The sequence below is a fragment of the Mycobacterium sp. P4_H6 genome (assembly GCF_056400845.1).
In genome coordinates this window covers 49276-69271 of sequence record NZ_JBFUKN010000006.1, presented here as the reverse complement: position 1 = coordinate 69271, position 19996 = coordinate 49276, and the positions used below count along the sequence as shown (strand labels likewise).

Annotated in this window: 17 protein-coding genes; 10 read left to right on the top strand and 7 right to left on the bottom strand. The window is 68.6% G+C overall.

The window, feature by feature from the left end; all coding sequences use genetic code 11:
* Positions 1-87: 87 nt before the first annotated feature.
* Positions 88-1515 (bottom strand): serine hydrolase domain-containing protein, encoded by a 1428-nt coding sequence (locus AC1DTF_RS04170; RefSeq protein ID WP_477473154.1) that lies wholly within the window; start codon positions 1513-1515, stop codon positions 88-90.
* Between the two features lie 345 nt (positions 1516-1860).
* Between AC1DTF_RS04170 and AC1DTF_RS04165 the strand changes: the two genes are divergently transcribed.
* The 3 genes from AC1DTF_RS04165 to AC1DTF_RS04155 are packed head-to-tail and all read left to right on the top strand — an operon-like array spanning position 1861 to position 6044.
* A complete protein-coding gene (locus AC1DTF_RS04165; RefSeq protein ID WP_477473153.1) occupies positions 1861-3333 on the top strand; it encodes a sugar porter family MFS transporter in 1473 nt (490 codons plus the stop codon).
* Positions 3317-5224 carry a putative nucleotidyltransferase substrate binding domain-containing protein gene (locus tag AC1DTF_RS04160; RefSeq protein ID WP_477473152.1) on the top strand — a complete coding sequence of 636 codons (1908 nt, stop codon included), beginning with the start codon at positions 3317-3319 and terminating at the stop codon, positions 5222-5224. The genes AC1DTF_RS04165 and AC1DTF_RS04160 overlap by 17 nt, the downstream gene beginning before the upstream one ends.
* 4 nt (positions 5225-5228) lie before the next feature.
* Positions 5229-6044: a metallophosphoesterase gene (locus tag AC1DTF_RS04155; RefSeq protein ID WP_057168388.1), complete on the top strand. Its 816-nt coding sequence runs from the start codon at positions 5229-5231 to the stop codon at positions 6042-6044.
* Here AC1DTF_RS04155 and AC1DTF_RS04150 read toward each other — a convergent pair whose 3' ends face one another.
* Positions 6045-6680: a TetR/AcrR family transcriptional regulator gene (locus AC1DTF_RS04150; protein WP_477473151.1), complete on the bottom strand. Its 636-nt coding sequence runs from the start codon at positions 6678-6680 to the stop codon at positions 6045-6047. It lies immediately after the preceding gene.
* A 37-nt stretch (positions 6681-6717) separates the two neighbouring features.
* Here AC1DTF_RS04150 and AC1DTF_RS04145 point away from each other — a divergent pair, with 37 nt between their 5' ends.
* The gene (locus tag AC1DTF_RS04145; protein ID WP_057168386.1) at positions 6718-7158 is read left to right on the top strand and encodes a nitroreductase family deazaflavin-dependent oxidoreductase; all 441 of its coding nucleotides are present in this window, start codon (positions 6718-6720) and stop codon (positions 7156-7158) included.
* A gap of 9 nt (positions 7159-7167) precedes the next feature.
* Here the strand turns inward: AC1DTF_RS04145 and AC1DTF_RS04140 are convergent, their stop codons facing one another.
* Positions 7168-8568 (bottom strand): M28 family peptidase, encoded by a 1401-nt coding sequence (locus tag AC1DTF_RS04140; RefSeq protein WP_057168385.1) that lies wholly within the window; start codon positions 8566-8568, stop codon positions 7168-7170.
* 242 nt (positions 8569-8810) lie between these two features.
* On the opposite strand from AC1DTF_RS04140, the gene AC1DTF_RS04135 reads away from it, so the two are divergent.
* Complete coding sequence (locus tag AC1DTF_RS04135) at positions 8811-9887, top strand: GGDEF domain-containing protein (RefSeq protein ID WP_477473150.1); 1077 nt, start codon at positions 8811-8813, stop codon at positions 9885-9887.
* Positions 9888-9892: 5 nt separating this feature from the next.
* On the opposite strand, the gene AC1DTF_RS04130 is transcribed toward AC1DTF_RS04135, so the two are convergent.
* On the bottom strand, positions 9893-10777 hold the full coding sequence (locus AC1DTF_RS04130; protein ID WP_477473149.1) for a LysR substrate-binding domain-containing protein: 885 nt from the start codon (positions 10775-10777) through the stop codon (positions 9893-9895).
* A 76-nt stretch (positions 10778-10853) separates the two neighbouring features.
* Between AC1DTF_RS04130 and AC1DTF_RS04125 the strand changes: the two genes are divergently transcribed.
* Genes AC1DTF_RS04125 through AC1DTF_RS04110 form a run of 4 tightly spaced genes read left to right on the top strand, consistent with a single transcriptional unit; the run spans position 10854 to position 14300 of the window.
* Entirely contained in the window at positions 10854-12068 is a 1215-nt protein-coding gene (locus tag AC1DTF_RS04125; RefSeq protein ID WP_477473148.1) for an acetyl-CoA C-acetyltransferase, read from the top strand.
* Entirely contained in the window at positions 12065-12835 is a 771-nt protein-coding gene (gene pcaD / locus AC1DTF_RS04120) for a 3-oxoadipate enol-lactonase (RefSeq protein ID WP_477473147.1), read from the top strand. The genes AC1DTF_RS04125 and pcaD overlap by 4 nt, the downstream gene beginning before the upstream one ends.
* A complete protein-coding gene (locus AC1DTF_RS04115; RefSeq protein ID WP_477473146.1) occupies positions 12832-13623 on the top strand; it encodes a CoA transferase subunit A in 792 nt (263 codons plus the stop codon). Before pcaD ends, AC1DTF_RS04115 begins: the two co-directional genes overlap by 4 nt.
* Entirely contained in the window at positions 13620-14300 is a 681-nt protein-coding gene (locus AC1DTF_RS04110; protein ID WP_477473145.1) for a 3-oxoacid CoA-transferase subunit B, read from the top strand. Before AC1DTF_RS04115 ends, AC1DTF_RS04110 begins: the two co-directional genes overlap by 4 nt.
* On the opposite strand, the gene AC1DTF_RS04105 is transcribed toward AC1DTF_RS04110, so the two are convergent.
* Both AC1DTF_RS04105 and AC1DTF_RS04100 read right to left on the bottom strand, forming a co-directional pair.
* A complete protein-coding gene (locus AC1DTF_RS04105; RefSeq protein ID WP_477473194.1) occupies positions 14252-15025 on the bottom strand; it encodes a 1,6-dihydroxycyclohexa-2,4-diene-1-carboxylate dehydrogenase in 774 nt (257 codons plus the stop codon). The two genes, AC1DTF_RS04110 and AC1DTF_RS04105, sit on opposite strands and share 49 nt — an antisense overlap.
* Positions 15026-15054: 29 nt before the next feature.
* The gene (locus AC1DTF_RS04100; protein ID WP_477473144.1) at positions 15055-16395 is read right to left on the bottom strand and encodes an MFS transporter; all 1341 of its coding nucleotides are present in this window, start codon (positions 16393-16395) and stop codon (positions 15055-15057) included.
* A 194-nt stretch (positions 16396-16589) separates the two neighbouring features.
* On the opposite strand from AC1DTF_RS04100, the gene AC1DTF_RS04095 reads away from it, so the two are divergent.
* On the top strand, positions 16590-17363 hold the full coding sequence (locus AC1DTF_RS04095) for an IclR family transcriptional regulator (RefSeq protein WP_477473143.1): 774 nt from the start codon (positions 16590-16592) through the stop codon (positions 17361-17363).
* Here AC1DTF_RS04095 and AC1DTF_RS04090 read toward each other — a convergent pair.
* Positions 17352-19982 carry a helix-turn-helix transcriptional regulator gene (locus tag AC1DTF_RS04090; RefSeq protein ID WP_477473193.1) on the bottom strand — a complete coding sequence of 877 codons (2631 nt, stop codon included), beginning with the start codon at positions 19980-19982 and terminating at the stop codon, positions 17352-17354. The genes AC1DTF_RS04095 and AC1DTF_RS04090 overlap by 12 nt on opposite strands.
* Between the last annotated feature and the right edge of the window lie 14 nt (positions 19983-19996).

Sequence of the window (19996 nt, the reverse complement as noted above, 5' to 3'; positions counted from 1 at the left end):
GCGCACCGCAGCGATGACCGCTCGCCGATTGTGGCGCATGGGATCCCGTTGGGTGTGGGAACGGGCCAACCGGTTCGCGCAGCGGCCCTAGCTGCCGTACAGATGCAGTGCCCGGGCCGCCGCGGTGGCCACGTCACCGCTGAGCCCCACGATCGGCGGGCCGCCGCGCTGATGGATCACGTTGGCGAGCACGACCACATAGGTGTCCGACCCCGGATCGATCCACAGCGTGGTGCCGGTGAAACCGGTATGCCCGAAGCTGCCGATGGGAAAGATCGTGCCGCGCGGCCTGGAATGCGGTGTGTCGATGTCCCAGCCCAAGCCACGCAGGTCCGGCCCCGGGCCGGGCTGCTGGGGACTGGTCATCAGCCGGACAGTCGACTGCGCCAGCGGAAACGTGCTGGGCCGGCCGGCGAGGCGATCGAGCAGGGCCTGCGCAAACAGGCCGACGTCGTGGGCGGTGGAGAACACCCCGGCGGCGCCGGTCGCTCCTCCCATTCGGCGCGCCGTCGGATCGTGCACGGTGCCGCGGAGAAGGCGGCCGTGGTCAGGGTTGAGTCCTGGCGTGTCCTCATCGTGTGCGGTGGGCGCGACGCGGCCGAGGAGGTCGGTGCTCCATGACCCTGCCGGGCAGTCGGCCACTTCGGGCGCCTGCGGATCGACGACGAGCGCATTGCCCAGGATCTCATGCGGTCCACAGGCTTTGGTGGCGGGGAAGTAGTGGGTGTCGGTCATCCCCAGTGGTGTGAACACGTTGTCCTGCACATACGTGTCGATGGATTGCCCGGTGAGCCTTTCGATGATGGCGCCCACCAGGATGAAATTGATGTCCGAGTAGTGGAAGAGTTCTCCGGGCTCGAACACCACCCAAGCGCCGAGCGCTCGGCGCAGGCCGTCGGCCTTGTCGGCCCGGTCCAGTCCCCACGGTCCGTCCAGACTCAGATCTCCCGCGATGCCCGACGTGTGTGTGAGCAACATGCGCAGCGTGACCTGCCCCGCACGGCGTGGGTCGTTGGCCGGCCGGAAATCGGGCAGGTAGGCCTGAACGGGATCATCGAGATGAACGCGTCCCTGTTCGTGCAGCTGCATGAAGGCCGTCGCGGTGGCGAGGCTTTTCGTCAGGGAGGCCAGGTCGAAGATCGTGTCCACGGTCATCGGCTCGGCGGGCGACGGTGACCCGTCCAGGCCGGGTTCGCCGGCGAGCTTGCGCTCGCCGAAAGCTGTGCGGAAAGCGACCTTCCCGGCGTGCCCGATCTGGACCACCGCACCGGGCAGCCGATGCTGGGCAATCGCGTCGTTCATGAGCTGAGAGACCGGCGCGAACTCGATCGACGACACGGCGCCGGGAGTCGTGCGCACCGCTGACGGTGTGGTGTCCGATGACGTGGTCTCTGCCGACGGCGCGGTGACCGGCGGTGGCTGCGCCGGCTGTCCGCACGACACCACCGCGGCGACGGTCAGCAGTGCGGCCGCCACGGCGGGCAGCCGGGCGACCCGCGATCCTGACACCGTCACCCGATGACGGTATCCCCGCACCCGCCATTGAGGACGGATCGACGCCGGACCGTTCCGGAAAGCCAGGCCTAGATCGGTTTATTAGAACGGTCTAAGGAAGCGCGGCGAAGACCCCAGATGTCGGCCGCCAAACTCTGCTCATGTGCCAAAGCTGTTCTTTAGCAGCGAATGTCACCCGATGAACCAGGCCCCCGTGGACCTATTGTCCTTGCTGTATCCGATCTTGTAATGTCAGTATGACTTTACAAATGCCCATCGAACGGTATTCTCTTTTGATGTGACGGGCGTCACCGTCGCCGGCCGGCGTCGCTGTACCCCGCAGGCCACACAGTGAAGGAGTCCCACATGACCACCCACGCGGAGTCGGCGGCAGAAGCCGACCTACCACCACTGACGACCGGACCCCACCAGAGAAGGATCGGCGTGATCTCGATCGTCGCCTGCCTGGGCGGCCTGTTGTTCGGCTACGACACCGGCGTGGCCAACGGCGCCGAAGGGCCGATGGCACAGGAACTCGGGCTCTCCCTGCTCCAGCTGGGCGTGGTCATCAGCGCCCTGCTGTTCGCCGCGGCGATCGGCGCCTTGGTCGGTGGGATCATCTCCGATGCGATCGGGCGCCGCAAGACGATCCTGATCCTGGCGGTGCTGTTCTTCGTCGGTGTCCTGCTCGTCGTGTTCTCGCCGGCCGGACCCGAGACGGGTACGTTCTCCGCCACGGGCTTCGCCACCCTGGTGGCCGGCCGCATCGTGCTCGGGCTCGCCGTCGGTGGCGCATCGACGGTGGTCCCGGTCTTCCTTGCCGAACTGTCGCCATATGAGATTCGTGGCTCGATCACCGGGCGCAACGAGCTGGCCATCGTCGTCGGCCAGCTGTCGGCGTTCGTGGTGAACGCGATCCTCGGTGTGACCCTCGGCCACGTGGACGGCGTCTGGCGGATCATGTTCGCGGTGTGTGCGCTGCCCGCGGTGGCACTGTTCGTCGGCATGCTGCGGATGCCGGAATCGCCGCGCTGGCTGGTGGAGAAGGGGAAGAACGAGGAGGCGCTCGCGGTGCTGAAATCCGTGCGTTCCGAAGATCGGGCCATGGCGGAGTTCGCCCAGGTGGAGCTGATAGCCCGGCAGGAGCGCCAGGCTCACCAGATCGGAATTCGCGCCGTCATGGGCAGTAAGTGGTTGCGGCGCATCATCTTCGTCGGCATCGGTGTCTGCATCACCCAGCAGCTCACCGGTATCAACTCGATCATGTATTACGGCACCCGGGTGCTGGAGGAATCGGGCATGGGCGAGGAGGAGGCCGTGCTCGCCAACATCGCATTCGGAGTGGTCGCCGTGATCGGCGGCATCATCGCGCTGCGTAACATGGACCGGATCGACCGCCGTAAGACCTTCATGATCGGTCTCACGCTCACCACGACGTTCCACTGCCTCGTGGGCATTGCGTCGATGTTGCTGCCGGCGGGGAACCCGGCGCGGCCGTACGTGATCCTCGTCCTCGTCGTCGGATTCGTGCTGTCGATGCAGACCTTCCTCAACATCGCCGTATGGGTATGGCTGGCGGAGGTTTTCCCGCTGCACATGCGTGGTCTCGGCATCGGCACAGCCGTCTTCTTCTGCTGGGTCACCAACGGCTTCCTCGGGCTCTATTTTCCGACCCTGGTCGCGAGTATCGGCATCACCGGGTCGTTCTTCCTGTTCGCCGGCATCGGGGTGGTCGCATTGCTGTTCGTCTACACCCAGGTGCCCGAGACCCGCGGCCGCTCGCTGGAGGCGCTCGAAGAGGATGTGTCGACCGGGCAGATCTATGTCGGCCTGCGCTGAGCAGGAGGAGTTGGGCCGATTTCTCGGCCGAGTCGAACTCTTCGGTGCGCTCGGCCCGTCGGAGCTGGCGGCGATTGCGGCGGCGGCGACCGTCCGGCATTTCGCCGCAGGCGATCTGGTGGTCGACGCGTTCACCGCGCCACCCACCGAGATCTACGTCGTGCTCAGCGGCGAAGTCGACCTCTGGCACGACCAGGACCAGGTGACCAAAGCCGGTGACGACCGATTTGTCGCCGGCGACGTGTTCGGATTCTCCGCGATGCTCACCGAACGCCCGATCGGGCCCCGGGTGGTCGCCACCACGCCGGCCACCATCGCGGTCCTGCCCGGAAATCTGGTCGAACCGGCCTTCTACTCGCGCAACGGCGCCCGGTTCCTGGCCGACTACATCTCCCGCACCCGACGCCGCTCAACCTCGGCGCCGATGTTCAGCACGGTCGAAGACCTCATCGCAACCACGCCGTTGGTCGTCGCCCCGGACACCCCGGTCGCCGTCGTCGCGCGGCAGCTGGCAGAGCGTGAGATGCACTGCGCCGTGGTCGATTTGGGTGGCGGCACCTACGGCATAGTCACCGATGCGGTACTGGGTCGCCGAGTTGTCGGCCACGGAATCTCCGGGGACACCCCCGCGCGCGAGGTGATGGTGCACCCGGCCACGACGGTCGAACTCACCGGCTCGTCGGTCGAGGCGCTGATCACCCTGCTCGACACCCGAGCCGAGTACCTGCCGGTTGTCGATCGAACCGATAAGCTGCGCGGCGTACTCGGGGCGCGTGACTTCGTGCTGGCACCGACCACGGCCGGATTCGGGATGCTCGAACAGATCCGCCGCGCCCGCCACCGCGACGAGTTGATCGAGCGGGCCCGGCGGGCACCGTCAGTCCTGAGCGACATCCTCGACCGCGGGCTGGCCGTCGATCGCGTCATCCGGGTCTACTCCGCGATCGTCGACGCGATCGTCCGGCGGTCGATCCAGTTGGTGTTCGCCGACCATGCCGAACTCTCCCTCGATCAGTTCACCTGGCTCTTCCTGGGCAGCCACGGCCGGCGCGAAGCGATGCCCGGCTCGGACCTCGACGTCGCCATCGCCTTCGACGACGACGTGTCGCCGGAGACGATGGTGCTGTTCCGTCGCGCGTTCGAAGAAGTCAACGAACTGCTCACGGCTGCCGGGCTCGGCGTCGACGTCAACGGCGCCAACGCCTCCAACAAGGCATTCTCCCGGACGAACAGTGAGTGGCGAGCCGCGGCCACGCGCTGGCTGACCGCGCCCGGGGAGCATTCCCGCGCGGCCATGGCGGTCCACCGCACCGGTCTGGCCGTCATCGCATCGCTGCTGGTGGACGCTCGGCCCATCCACGGCACACCGGGACTGCCGGAGGTGGCACGAGTCTTCACCGACTTTCGGCAGCACCCGGCCGCAATGGATCTGCTGCTGTCGGAGTCGCTTTCGCACCGCGCCAAAGAGCGGGAGCGCACGCTCCGCGACGTGTTCACCGGCAAGGGTGACAGCTTCGACGTCAAGACCCACGGGCTGTTACCGGTGGTGAGCATCGCCCGGTGGGCCGCGCTCGGGGTCGGCTCCACCGAACTGCAGACCGTGAAACGGCTCCGCGACGCCGCCGGGTCCGCCATCCTGCCCAGTGCAGAAGCCGCCCGCCTGATCGAGGTGTTCGAGATCCTGCAGCGAATGCGGCTGCGCCACCACCTGAATCGGCTGCACGAGGGGCAGGCGCCCAATGACCTGATCGACCGTGACGAACTGTCACCGATAGAGAGAAGCATGATCGGCCAAGCTGTCCGAGAGATCAACACCATCGCCCGCCGCATGGACCGCGTCGCTCTGCGCCCCGCACTTCTTCCCCGGCCGGCTCGGCGAAAGGCCACCTGACGGGATGCGGATCGCCGTCATCGGTGACGTCGGTGGACACGCCAACCCACTGCGCCACGAGCTCGCCCGGCTCGGCGCCCACCCCGACGGCTCCCTACCCGAGGATCTGATCGTCGTCCAGGTCGGGGATCTGATTCATCGGGGCCCCGACTCCGCCCAGGTCGTTGACATGATCGACGGCTACCTACGCACCCAGCCCGCGCAGTGGATTCAGCTCATCGGCAATCACGAGGCGCACTATCTGCAGCCGCCGGTGTTCGCGTGGCCGGAGACTCTAAGCCGCAAACACATTCGCACCATCAAGCGCTGGTGGAAGAACGGTTCCGCCGTGGTGGCCGCCGCGGCCGACACCGCGGACGAGTCCTTCCTCATCACGCATGCGGGCATCACCGCCGAATTCTGGGCCGGGGTCCTCGGCGGCCCGCTTACCGCCGCGGAGGCCGCCCGCCGGATCAACGAACTCTCGAAGTCCGACGCCGACAGAGTGTTCCGTGCCGGAGCGATGTTGCATGGGACCAATGCCCAGGATGCCGGGCCCCTGTGGGCCGATACCATGACCGAACTGCTGCCCGGATGGGCGGACCGGCAACTGCCGTTCAGTCAGATCCACGGCCACAACAGCATCACCCCATGGCGGGGAGACGGTTCGGCCGTACCGCCGGCCGGCGTCGAAGCTCTCGTCACCGTCGATGTCGACGCCAAACACGAAGCCGTGCATCTTGCCGGCGGCCGGCTCATCGGCGTCGACCCCGACCACCGCGGTACGCCGACAAGCCCATGGCGCGCCTTCGAACTCACCGGGAGCGTTATCCGGGTGTAGTCACGCCTTCAACGCCGCAGCGACCGAGCGCTTCGCCTCGGCGATGAGGGTGGTTAGGTTCCGCACCGGCGGGTTGGCGATGAGCTGGAGTCCGGTACCCCGCAGAATCGACAAGAGCAGCACCGCTGCGCTTTTCGGGTCGATGTCCGCTCTGATGGAGCCGTCGATGATGCCGGCCTTGATCCGGTTCGCCAGGAACGTGCGGAAGGACGCGTCGCGTTCGGCGAACAAGGGAGTGAGCACGGGGTCCGYGGCGATGGCCTCGCCCCACAGCTGGAGAAAGGCCCGTGACGACGGGGTGCGGTTGACGACGTTGCGGAAATAGGATGCGACCAGGTCGGCGATCTGGTCGAGTGCGTGCCCGTCGTAGTCGGGCACGTCGAAGGTCCCCGCGTCGCCCATGACCGCCTCGAGCAGGCCGGCCCGGTTCCCGAAGTATTGATGCACGATGCCGCGGCTGTACCCGGCGGCCTCGCCGACCTGGGCGAGAGTGACGGCCCGGGAGCCGTTCTGTGCGATGAGGGTCATCGCGGCATCCAGCACGCGCCGCTCGGCCTCGGCGCGGCGCTGCTCCTGGGTCCGTCGGGTCGGGCCCATGGACTTGTCGGTGGGCGCCGGTAACTTTTCTGCATGCATGCATACAAGTTAAACCAACCCACAGGGAGTTACCGACATGTCCGATGAAAGAAGCATCCCGGCGCCGGTGCTGGCGCTGCTGCGTCTGCACAACGCGATCTACCGCCGCACCGGCGGATGGCTCGGCCACCGGCTGATGGGTACGCCGACCTTGCTGCTCCATGCGAAAGGGGCGAAGACCGGCACGCTGCGTTCCAGCGCGCTCGGGTACTGGCGAGACGGCGAGGAGTACCTGATCGCGGCGAGCAACGGCGGCGCCGACCGGCATCCCGCCTGGTACCACAACCTGCGCGCCAATCCCGGTGCCGAAGTCAACCTCGGTCGTCGCCGCTTTCCGGTGACCGCACGCCCGATCACCCCGGACGAGGCCGACTACGCGCGGCTGTGGGGGATCGTCACCGCGAAGAACAAGAACTACACCGAGTATCAGGCGGCGACCACGCGGCCCATCCCGCTGGTGGTGCTCACCCCGGCCTGAGGCTCCGACTCAGGGCTCCAGCGGCTGCCGGTCTCGATCGTCGTAGGACGGCACGCCGTACTGGCCGGCCTGGTCCTGCGCGTACAGCCCGACGGTATGGGCGATCGCGGGTCCGGTGACCGCGAGGGCGTCGCGGCTGACATTGGCGATCGTGTCGCCCGCGGCATCGTTGCCGTCCTCCGAGGGCCGGCCGGTGCTGAGCGCGCCGATCGGAATGCCGGTGTGGGCAAACGGATTCCCATCGCCTCGACCGTCGAAAAGCAGAAGGCCGGGGGTGATCCCCTGGCCGGCGAGGTAGTCGGTCAGCGCATGCTCGATGGCGGCAGAACCCTCCGGTGCCGTCACATCGGTCTGTGGGTGCGGCGGCAGCGTGCCATCGGCGTCGAGGACCAGATAATCCGGGTCGGGCGAGGCGACCATGTCGACGTTCAGGTACAGCGCGATCCGCGACAACGCCGTCTCATCGAGCGAGCCGACGTAATGCTGGGATCCGAGCATCCATTCCTTCTCGCCGGCCCAGAAGGCGAAGCGCACCCCGTTCTCGATCGGCGGCTTGGGGCCCATCTGCAGCGCGGTTTCCAACACGGCGGCCACACCGGAGGCGTTGTCGTCGATACCCGGACCGAGCGCGTTGCTGTCCAGGTGGGCGCCGACCATGACGACGTCGACCGCCGAACCGGTGGTGGTCTGGGCGATCACGCTGCGCACCGGGCGTTGCTCGACCCGGGCCACAACCTCCGCCGTCGCGGTCCCACGTCGTCGCACCAGATCCATCCCGTCGACGCGGCCGACCGAGAGCACCGGGAGTTGCACCTCGTCCTCGTCGAGCAGTCGACCGCCGAACACCGCCTCGTCGACGTTGTTGACGATGACCAGGCCCACGGCACCCCGCTCGGTGGCGGCGGCGGCCTTGTCGGCGAGAGAACAGCCACCGCGCCACGCGACGGCGACCGCACCGTCGGCCGCGGCGGTGCCGTAGTCGGCAGCGGTGCAGCCCTGGGCCTGCTCATCGGGCGCGACGAGCAACGGTCCGGAGACCCCGCCTTCGGGGCTGACCGCGCTGTGCTCGACCGCACGCGCCGGGAAGGGGATGTCGTCGACGCGCAGCGATTCGGCCTGGACATCGAACACCCCGGCCTCGAACTCGTCGATGTAGACGTCGAATCCCTTCTCCGTGAGGAGGTCGGAAACGTAGTCGACGCTCGCCTGATAGCCGGGCGTGCCGGTCTGGCGGTTGCCGCCGTGATTCTCGGCGATCTGCTGGAACTGCTCGAGGTGGCCGAAGATGGCGTCGGTGGTGATCCGGTCCTTCAGCTCGCCGGCGTAGGAGCCCGCCGGCTGCGCCGCGGCGCAACCCGCCAACGCGACAATGGTGGAGACCAGCGCAACGGTACGAGTCGGGTGGGGCATGACGTCCTTTCCGCAGGCGTGACGACGCCCGGGAAGGCTCGTGGCGGCATCATGGTATCCGCGTCGTTGCCGCGGTGGTGGTCTACGTATCGGCGTGCGATGCCGGCCAAAGCCATTGCTGGAAGCCGCTGCCCGCGCTGCCGCAAGCGACCCAGTCAGTGCACTTCACCGACGCTTACGTCGGCGTCACTGTACTGTCGTGGATGATTTGCTGACCAGCACCACGATCAGGGGTTACGACGATGACCGCGGCGGGACCGGGCAGGTGGTTGCTACGCGCCAACCACTACGAATGGATCACCGACTACCTCGTCGCGCGGCGCATGACCGGTGCCGTGCGGGTGGCCATGGCCTCGGTTGCCGGGTCGTTGGCCCTGTGCCTGCTGGTGCTGGTGAACAGCGTCGACGGCCCCCGCGACACCGTCGCGCAGGTGATGATGTGGACCGCGTTCGCCGGCGGCGTCGCCGGTGCGGTGCTGTGGGTGCTGACGTGGCCGACGCGCGGTCAGTCRCTGGCCTTCGCGCTGGTGTCGAACACCTCGGTGGCGCTGGCCTGTCTGTCCTATCCCAACCCGCAGGGCGGTCTCACCGGCTGTATCGCCTTCGCGACCACCGCCGCGTACATCGCGTTCTTCCACGGGACGGCGCTGGTGCTGTACAACTTCGTGCTGGCAACGGCGGTGGCCCTGGTGGTGGCGGTCCGCGTGGTCGCCTCCGGTCACGTCGCGCTCGCCCTGGTCGACATCTTCCTGGTGCTGCAGGTCAACATCGTCATGCCGGTCGCCATTCACGTCCTCGTCCGTGCGCTCGGCGTCGACCTCGAACAGGCCGACCGGGATCCGCTGACCGGTCTGCTCAACCGCCGGGCGTTTCAGCAGCACATCGCCAAGATGCTGGCCGCCACCGACCGTGCCCATCTGGTGGTGGCCGTCGTGGACCTCGACGATTTCAAGCACATCAATGACACGTACGGGCATCAGGCCGGTGATGACGCCCTGGTGGCGGTCGGGCGCGCGCTGGGCCACGCCGTCTTCGACACCACGGCGGTGATCGGGCGGATCGGCGGTGAGGAGTTCGTCGTCGCGGCCGCGTGCGGGACCGCGGACCCCACGCTGCTGTCCCGCCGGATCTGCCGGGCCATCGCAGATCTGCCGGTGCCGGTCACGGCCAGTGTCGGGACGTCATCGGCCGAGATCCACACCTTGGACGACGACGAGGTGACGCTGCGCGCGCGGATCGACGGTCTGGTGGTGGCTGCTGATGAGGCGATGTACAACGCGAAGCGGGCCGGCGGCAACAGATTTCGGCACGCCAGCTGATCCGGTCACCGGGTGATTTCGCGCAGGACGTCGAGCGCCCGCCCGATCGCGGGTGAGGCGCCGCCGTCCAGATGCGCCGCCACCAGGTCGACTCCCAGCGTTGCCGGCCGCAGCGGGCGATAGCTGACCCCGGCGACGTCCAGATCGGCCGTGGGGGCGGGCACCACCGCCACCCCGAGCCCCGCCGCCACCAGGGTGACCAACGTCGACGTCTCGGAGACCTCATGGCGGATCCGGGGTGCGAACCCGGCGTCCGCGCACACCGCGGCGAGCACCCCGCCCATCACCGAACGTCCCTGGCCGGCATGGGCGATGAAGTCCTGGTCGCGCAGATCGGCGACGTCGAGTGCATCGTGGCGGGCCAGCGGGTGCCCGGCAGGCAGCGCGGCGATGAGGCGGTCGCGCCGTAGCGTGACGCACCGGATGCCGGCATCCGCCACCGGTGGCCGCATCAGCCCGATGTCGATATCGCCGGAGCGCAGGGCGTCCAGCTGCGCGGGGGCCAGCATCTCACCGCGGATGCTGATCTCCAGATGCGGCAGCGCATCGCGCATGGCGCGCACCAGTCGTGGCAGCACCGAGTACGTCGCCGATCCCACGCAGCCGATGGTGAGGTGGCCCTCCACGCCGTCGGCCACCCGGCGCGCCTGCTGCCCGGCGTCGTCCACCGCATCCAGGATCGCGGCCACCCGCTTCAGATACGCCGCGCCCGCCGCCGTCAGGTCCACCCTGCGGGTGCTCCTGGTCAGCAGGTCGACCCCGAGTTCACGCTCCAACTGCCGGATCTGCTGGGACAGCGGTGGCTGGGCGATGTGCAGCCGTTCCGCGGCCCTGCCGAAGTGCAGCTCCTCGGCGACCGCCTGGAAATACCGCAGATGTCGTAACTGCACGATTGAGACCTCCTGCATATCACTGGCGCCGATTTAGGTATTTCAGAATATCTCTGATGCGGCCTACGGTCGAGGAATGACCGACATCGTGATCTGCAATCCACTGCGCACCCCGGTGGGACGCATGGGCGGTGCCTTGTCGGCGTTGACGGCCGCCGACCTGGCCACCCTCACCCTGCGCGCGCTCGTCGAACGGACCGGCCTCGGTGAAGGCGATGTCGACGATGTCGTCCTCGGGCACGGCTACCCGAGCGGGGAGGCCCCGGCCATCGGCCGCATCGCCGCACTGGATGCCGGCCTCGGCACCGGGGTTCCGGGGCTGCAGATCGACCGCCGCTGCGGCTCCGGTCTGCAGGCCGTGCTCTACGCCGCCGGTCAGGTCGCCACCGGCGCGGCGCGCGTGGTGGTCGCCGGTGGCGCGGAATCGATGTCCAATGTCGAGCACTACGCGCTGGGTCTGCGCACCGGTGTCCGCCAGGGCGGGGTGGCGCTGCTGGACCGGCTGGACCGGGCCCGCGAAACCGCCGGTGGCGCCGACCATCCGATCGCGGGCGGGATGATCGAGACCGCGGAGAACCTGCGCCGCCACTACGGCATCGGCCGCGCCGAGCAGGATGAACTGGCAGTGCGTTCGCATCAGCGGGCGATCGCCGCCCATGAGCAGGGGCGTTTCGCCGAGGAACTGGTACCGGTGACGATCACCGGCACGCGCGGCCGCCCCGACGTCATCGTCGACCGCGACGAACACCCGCGCGCCGACGTCAGCGTCGAGAAGCTGGCGGCACTACGCGCCGTGCGTACCAAGATCGACGCCGACTCGACCGTCACCGCCGGCAATGCGTCCGGCCAGAATGACGGTGCGGCATTGTGTGTCGTCACCACCGCCGCCGAAGCCGAGCGCCTCGGGCTCACCCCGATGCTGGCGCTGCGGTCATGGGCGGTGACGGGCTGCCGGCCGGAAACCATGGGCATCGGGCCGGTGGCCGCAACCGCCGCCGCGCTGCAGCGCGCGGGCCTCACCCTCGACGAGATCGACCTGATCGAACTCAACGAGGCGTTCGCCGCGCAGGTGCTGGCGGTGCTGGCCGAATGGAAGGTCGATCCGCTCGATGATCGCCTGAACCCGAACGGATCCGGGATCTCGTTGGGCCATCCGGTCGGCGCGACCGGTGCGCGCATCCTGGCCACCGCCGCGCACGAGGCACGCCGCCGCGGCGCACGAACGGTGCTGGAAACCATGTGCATCGGTGGCGGACAGGGCCTGGCAGCGGTTTTCGAGGCCCTCCGATGAGCGCCATCGACGTACACGCCGTCGTCTCGGGACGCGCCGAGGCCCCGGCGGTCGTGCTGTCCAACTCGCTGGGCTCCACCCACCGCATGTGGGACGCCCAGCTCGCCGAACTGGAGCAGCGCTTCCGGGTGGTGCGCTATGACACCCGCGGCCACGGCGGATCGCCGGTGCCCGCGGGCCCGTACCTGATCGACGATCTGGCCGATGATCTCGTCGCGCTACTCGATCGGCTCGGCATCGCCAAGGCCCATCTGGTCGGCTTGTCGCTCGGCGGGATGACCGTCATGCGGGTGGCGATCCGCAATCCGGAACGGGTGCAACGGCTTGCGCTGCTGTGCACCGGGGCGCAGCTGCCCCCGGCGTCGGCGTGGACCGACCGCGCCGCGATCGTCCGCGCGCAGGGCAGCGCGGCGGTGGCCGCCGCCGTCGTGCAGCGCTGGTTCACCCCGGCCTACCTGGACGCGCACCCCGACGTGCGCAGCGCACACGAGCAGATGGTCGCGGACACGTCGGCCGAAGGCTACGCGGCGTGCTGCGAAGCCATCGCCGCAYTCGATCTGCGCGAACAGCTTTCCACCATCACCGCGCCCACCCTCGCCATCGCCGGCGCGGACGACCCCGCGACGCCGCCGGCCAAGCTGGAGGAGATCGTCGCCCGGATCCCCGGGTCGCGCCTGCTGACCGTGCCGCAGGCCGCCCATCTGGCCAACGCCGAGCAGCCCGCCACCATCACCCCCGCGCTCATCGAACACCTGGAGCAGCAATGACATTGAACAAGCTCGTGGCATCCCCCGCAGAAGCGGTGGCCGACATTCCGCACGGCGCCAGCCTGGCGGTCGGCGGATTCGGGTTGGCCGGCATCCCCTGGTTCCTGATCGACGCGCTGCTCGCCCAGGGGGCCGGTGACCTGACGATTGTCAGCAACAACTGCGGCGTCGACGGTGCCGGCCTGGGCCTGCTGTTGGAGGCGCACCGCATCACCCGCGTGATCGCCTCCTACGTCGGGGAGAACAAGGAGTTCGCGCGGCAGTACCTGTCCGGTGAACTGACCGTCGAGCTGACCCCGCAGGGCACCCTCGCCGAGCGGATGCGCGCCGGCGGCAGCGGAATCGGCGCATTCTTCACCCCGACCGGGGTCGGCACCCTGGTGGCCGACGGCGGCCTGCCCTGGCGCTATCACCCGGACGGAAGCGTGGCACTGGCCTCGCCCCCGAAGGAGGTGCGCACCTTCGGCGGGCGGCAGATGCTGCTCGAAGAGTCGATCGTCACCGACTACGCGCTGATTCGCGCGGCAGTCGCCGACAAGGCCGGAAACTGCGTGTTCCACGCGGCGGCACGGAATTTCAATCCCCCCGCCGCCATGGCGGGACGCCTCACCGTGGTCGAGGCCGAACGGGTGGTCGAGGTCGGCGAGCTGCATCCCGACGAGATCCACCTGGCAGGCATCTTCGTCCAGCGCGTCGTCGAACTCACCCCGGAGCAGGCCTCCCGCAAGGAGATCGAGAAACGCACCACCCGCCCACGGCCGGCCGATCAGCAGGAGGTTTCATCATGAGCTGGACCCGTGACCAGATGGCCGCCCGCGCGGCGCTGGAACTGCGCGACGGTGACTACGTCAACCTCGGGATCGGTCTGCCCACACTGATCCCCGACCACCTGCCCGAGGGCTCCGACGTCACGCTGCACGCCGAGAACGGCATCCTGGGCGTCGGCCCGTTCCCCTATGACGACGAGGTGGACCCGGACCTGGTCAACGCCGGCAAGCAGACCGTCTCGGTGGTGGACGGCGCGTCCTACTTCGACTCGGCCACCAGCTTCGCGATGATCCGCGGCGGACACGTCGATGTCGCGGTACTGGGTGGCATGCAGGTCGCCGCCAACGGCGACCTGGCCAACTGGATGGTGCCGGGATCCATGGTCAAGGGCATGGGTGGCGCAATGGATCTGGTCAGCGGCGCCGAACGAGTCATCGTGCTGATGGACCATACCGCCAAATCCGGTGCCGCCAAACTGGTTCTGCACTGCGACCTGCCGTTGACCGGTAAAGCGGTGGTCAGCCGGGTCATCACCGAGTTGGGTGTCTTCGACGTGACCGGCACCGGGTTCGCGGTGGTCAAACTCGCCGACGAGGTCGATCTCGACGAGGTGGTCGCGCGGACCGGTGCCCCGGTCATCGACGAGCGTCAGCCCCTGTCACCGCCGCTGACCTCCAGCACCGTGCCGGTGATGTAACCGGCGTCATCCGATGCCATGAACAGGATCGGACGGACCTGTTCGTCGAGGGTGCTGTAGCGCTTCAGGAAGGTGCTCTCGGTGCTCTGCTGCACCGTCTCTTCGTGCCAGCGGATCTCATCGGCACTGAGCGGGTCCGGATTTCGCGGCGTTGCCCCCTGCGGCGCGGCGGTGCCCCCGGGAGCTGTCGCGACGACGCGAATTCCCTTGTGCGCGGCCTCGAAGGCCAACGATGCGGTCAGCGCGTTGACACCGCCCTTGGCCGCGGCGTACGGCACCCGGTTGATGCTGCGGGTGGCATTTGACGAGACATTCACGATCACACCGGCTTCGCGCTCGATCATGTGCGGCAGCGCGGCCCGGGAACACCACAACGTGGGCAGCAGTGACCGGTTCAACTCGGCGAGGATCTGCTTCTCGTCGTAGTGCTCGAACGGCTTGCGCCAGATGGTCCCGCCGACATTGTTGACCAGAATGTCGATGCGGCCGAACTCCTGCACCGCGTAGGCCATCAGGTCACCGGCCTCGTCGAACTTCTCCAGATCGCAGACGAAGGACCGGGCCGCACCGCCGGCTGCGACGATCTCATCGCGTACCTGCGTGACACTCTCGGATCGGTCGGCCAGGACCACCGTCCCGCCCTCGGCGGCGACGCCGCGGGCCACCCCGAGACCGATTCCCTGGGCGGCCCCGGTGACCACGGCCACCTTCCCGGTGAAGCGCATGACGAACTCCGATTCCGTTGCGGTGCCGGTCACTTGTCGCCCATGACGACCACGAGGTCATCCTCGTCGCGGGGGGCGAGACCGTGCTTGCGTGGCTTGAGCAGCAGCGTCGCGGCGGCGGCGATCACCAGTGGGATCGCGAGAAATCCGAAGTACCCGCCCACCCCGACCGTGCCGAGCAGCCAGCCACCCAGCGCGGAGCCGATGATGGAGCCGGTACGTCCGATACCGATGGAGAAGCCGGTGGCGGTGCCGCGCAGCTGGGTCGGGTAGGTCTCGGCGATCAGGTAGTTCAGCACCAGCTGCTGACCGCCGATGCCTAGGCCGGCCAGCGCGATCAGGATGAACACCAGCGTCCAGTTCGAGCCGCTGACGGCCAGGCCGAGTGCGACCGCGATGCCGAGCCCGAACATGCCGAGCAGGAGGCTGCGAATCCGGACCCGGGAGAGCAGAAAGGTGACCAGGAACGAGAAGACGATGAAGGCGCCGTTGACCACGATCGTGCCGGTGGCCGCCTGTTCCTTGGACAGGCCCAGTTGGTGCAGCGCGGTCGGCGTCCACTGCAGCAGCAGGAACCAGGCGACCCAGTTGGCCAGATAGATCGAGCAGATGGTGATCGTCGATGTCCGGTACTCGGGGGTGAACAGCGCGCCGATGGAACCCGATGCCTGCCCACCGATCTCGGCCTGCAACGGTGCGTCGTCGGGGATGTCGGCGCCGGTCATCCGGCGCAGCAGCACGCGCGCCTTGCCCTGGCTGTCCGGGTCGGAGCGGGTGGCCAGGAAACTCGGCGACTCCGGCATGAGGGTGACCGCCGCGATCAGGATGAGGGGCAGGATGCCGCCGACCAGGAAGATGCCCCGCCAGCCCAGCACGGGCAGCCACGCCGCGGCCACGATGCCGCCCAGCATGGCGCCGCCGGGAAGTCCCAAGAGCACCAACGTCATCGACAGCTTGCGCGATGCGGCGGGGCTGTACTCGGCCGCCAGCGCCAGCAGCGACGGTGTCGCGCCGCCCATGCCCAGGCCGATCAGGAAGCGCAGCAGCACGATCTGCCAGGGCGCCTGGGCGAAGGCTCCCAGGAGCGAGAATCCGCCGAAGATGGTCAGGGCCAGCAGGATTGCGCGTTTGCGGCCGATGCGGTCACCGATGGAGCCCAGGCTGATGGCGCCCAGAGCCATGCCGACGGTGCTGGCCGTGATGACCGCCGTCATCTGGGCGGTGGACATCGAGAACTCCTCGGCGATCGAGGAGCCGATGAACGCGATCGACTGGGTGTCGAATCCGTCCAAGAGGGCGATGGCGAAGCAGAGCGCGACGACGCCCCACCGCTTGTAGTTCATCGGGGTGTCGTCAATGACCGATTGCACGCGAATCGGAGTGGGGAGGGACATCGTTGGGCCTTTCCGCGAACGCTGTGATCGGCGAAGCAGGTCAAGTAGCGCACAGCGAGGCTCGGCAACTCCACGTCCTCGGCGAGAAGTCTCGTTATGCGGGACTAATAACGATCGTCACCGCATTAATATGGTCTTTTGTTTCGCATTCCGGGACAAAAGGGGTGAGCGTGACCACAGACGCCGAACCGATCGGTGAGCATCTTTCGTCTCTGGACGCGGGGCTGCGGGTGATGACGATGTTCGCGCAGGCGGACAGCATCAACGTGACCGCGGTCTCGCGGGAGCTCTCCTGCTCACGGTCCAGTGCGTACCGGATCCTCAACACGCTGCGCAACCGGGGCATCGTGATCCTCGGCCCCACCGGCCGTGGCTACTTCCCGGGCCCGGTGTTGCTGGACCTGGCCCGGCCGCGTGGACTCGACCTCGATGACCGGCACCGGCTGCTGCCCGTCATCCGGCGCGCGGTCGAGGTCACCGGGGAGACCGTGCATGTCGCGACGCTGGTGGGCACCCAGATCCTGTTCTTCGACGGGGAGGAGCCCGACCGGCCGGTGCGTGCCACGCTGCGGCAGGGGTATCTGCGCCCCGCCCATGCGATCTCGGCCGGCAAGCTCTTGCTCTCCCAGCTGGCCGACGAGCAGGTGCGGGCGCTGTACCCGACCCAGCGACTGGCCAAGATCACCCCGTGGACGATCGACACGGTGTCCGGGTTGCTGGCGGAACTGGCCGCCATCCGGCGCACGGGGCTCGCTTTCAGCAGGCAGGAGGCCGAGGTCGGGTTGTGCGGTACCTCGGTGGTGCTGCGCGGACGGTCCTGGCGTGAACGGGTTGCGTTGTGTGCGACCGTTCCGCAGGATCGCGGCGATGACGCCACGCTGATGACCACCCATGCGGGTCTGCTCGAAGCTGCCGGCGTACTCGACCGCCGGTCACCGGCGTAGCGAGGCCAGCTCGGTGCGGGTGCGCACCCCGAGCTTCGCGTAGATCCGAGTCAGGTGATACTGCACGGTTTTCGGGGACACGTAGAGTTCGGCCGCGACTTCGCGGTTCGAGAGTCCCTGGGTGACGAGCGCCGAGACGGCTTCCTCCTGTGCGGTGAGTCCGACGTCGTCACGCGAGCCGCGTGCCTGGTGCAATCCGCCGGCCTTCAGCTCGCGGTCGCACCGGGCCACGTAGGTGTGGGCGCCCAGTGCCAGGTACAGCTCGCGTGCGGTCTCCATCACCCCGTCGGCCTGGCGGCGTTTCCCGGCCCGCCGCAGGGTCTGGCCGTAGGCGAAGTTGACCCGCGCGGTGTCATAACGCAGCGGTAGCCCACCGAGCAATTCCAGTGCGGCGTCGAAGGATCGGCGGGCCGCATGGATATCGCCCAGCGCTCCGTACAGGCGCCCGCGGGCGTAGCCGAGGCGGGCTTGCGCCGACTGATGACCACGCGTCCTGGCCCGCTGCTCATGGGGGCGCAGGAAGGTGTCGGCGGCGTCGAACTTCCCGGTGAGGACCAGCGCGTTGGCCCGCAGGTCCGGCCACGGCCAGTAGCCGGGTTCCTGCAGTGACGTGCCGTTGGCGATCCCGATCAGTGGCTCGGTCACCCGGAGCACCTTGGCGTAATCGGCTTCAGCCTCGGCGATCTGGGCCCGCGCCAGCAGGGTCGGGATGCCCATCATCTCGTAGTCGCCGGGGCAAGCAGCCGCCGCCTGCGCGGCAGCACCGGCCGCCGGCCAGTCTCCGCGCAGCGCCGAGATCTGCGCCGCCGTCCATTCCAGCAGCGGTGAGGTCACCACGATCCCGCTCGTCGCAGCGAGTTGCCGACCTTGTTCGACGCTGACCATGGCCCGGTCCCACTCGCCGAGGGAAAACTGCACCCGCGCCAGCCAAGCCAACGCCCACAGGGTGATTCGCCGGGATCCGCCGAGCCCTGCGGCGGCAACGGCACTCTCCAGGCTGGACCGCGCGCCCTCGGCATCATCGCGGATGAACTGCACCCAGCCGCGTCCCATGACGACGCGCTGCGCCTGCGCGCCGTGGCGGACGCGCGCGCTGAGGTCGTCGTATGCCGCGGCGGCCCGGCGTGGATGCCCGGCCGCGAGCAGACCCAGACCACGTATCGCCGCCGATTCGATTCCGGCGGGTGAGTCGCTGTCGGCCAGACTCAGGGCGCGGTCGGCCCAGGCGACCAGTTCATCGCCCCGGCCCCGGATCAAGGCGTGCAGCACGTGTCGCTGTGCCACCAGCGCGGCGGTCTCGGGGTCCCGTTCGGCGTTGACGATGTCCCACGCTCGTCTCAGACGGACCTCGGCCTCAGCCGAACGGCCGCGCAGAATCGCCAGGTACGCCAGGGTGGCGTTGCGCAGCGGGGTCTCTCGAAGAGCCTCCACAGCAGGGACTTTCGCGGCCGCGGCATCGCAGTCACCCGCGGCGATCAGGGCATCCACCGAGCGGGTCACCCGTTCATCGCGCACCAGCGGATCGGCGGTGAGGCGGGCGGCGTCCCGGAACAACGACGCTGCCTGYGCCCAGGCCCCCTCGGCGCCCCGCTCGTGCGCCAACCGTGCGACGTCCTCGCCGAGTTGTGTGTCCGGGGTCGGCGTCGCCGCGACGAGAAAGCCGAGTCGTACCACCGGGTCGGTCACGATATCCGCGGCCCGCCGGTACGCGCGGGCGGCTTCCTGGATTCCCAACAGCTCGATGACGGCGGCGCGCGTCGAGGAATCGCGTATCCGCGGCTCGAACGGCGTCGACGAGATGAGCAGCCCCGCGGCGGTGGCGGAATCGAGCCCCGGCAACGGATCCGCCAGTCCGGCAAGCGACGAGGCGTCGGAGAGTGTGGCGTGCGTGCCCAAGATCGCCAAGGCCTCGACCAGCCTGCGGCCCTCGGGACTGCAGGCAGCCAATCGCTCACGGGTCTGCCCGCGCACGTGGCGCGGCGCGGGCAGGACGGAATCCGGCTGCGCCCAGATGAAGTCGGGTACCTCGTCGAGGAGTGCAAGGACATCACGTGGGTTGCCCGCGGTGTGGCGGGTGAGCGTGCTCACCACCGCGGGGTGCAGGGTTCTGCCGCGAGCAGCGGCGAGCGCTCCCACCGCATGCTCCGACAGACCTTCGAGTTCCAATCGTTGTACCGCCAGGTCCGCGAACTCCGATGCGCCGGATGACATGGCGAGAACCACCAGCACCGCCAGATCTCGCTGATGGCGCACCAGCGTCGATATCGCGCGCATCGACTGGCTGTCGGCATGTTCGGAGTCATCGATGATCAGCAGGGCCGGCTCGGTGGCCCGAAGCCGGTCGACCAGGTGGGCGGCCGCGTCGATCGGGTCGTCGGGCACCACATCCTGCAGCAGCTGTGCCAGCACGCCGCCGGGCAATTCGGTTTCCCACGCGGTCGCGCGGGCCCACAGCGCCTCGTCTCGGTCGCCCGCCAGGGCGCGCAGCAGCGCGGTCTTGCCGACGCCCGGGCCCCCGACCACGGCCACCACAGCCGCGCCGTCGTCGACCGTATGGCCGAGGCGGTAGGCGAGGTCGGACAATTCTGCGTCACGTCCGATGCAACCGGTGGGCCCGATGAGCACCGTCACAT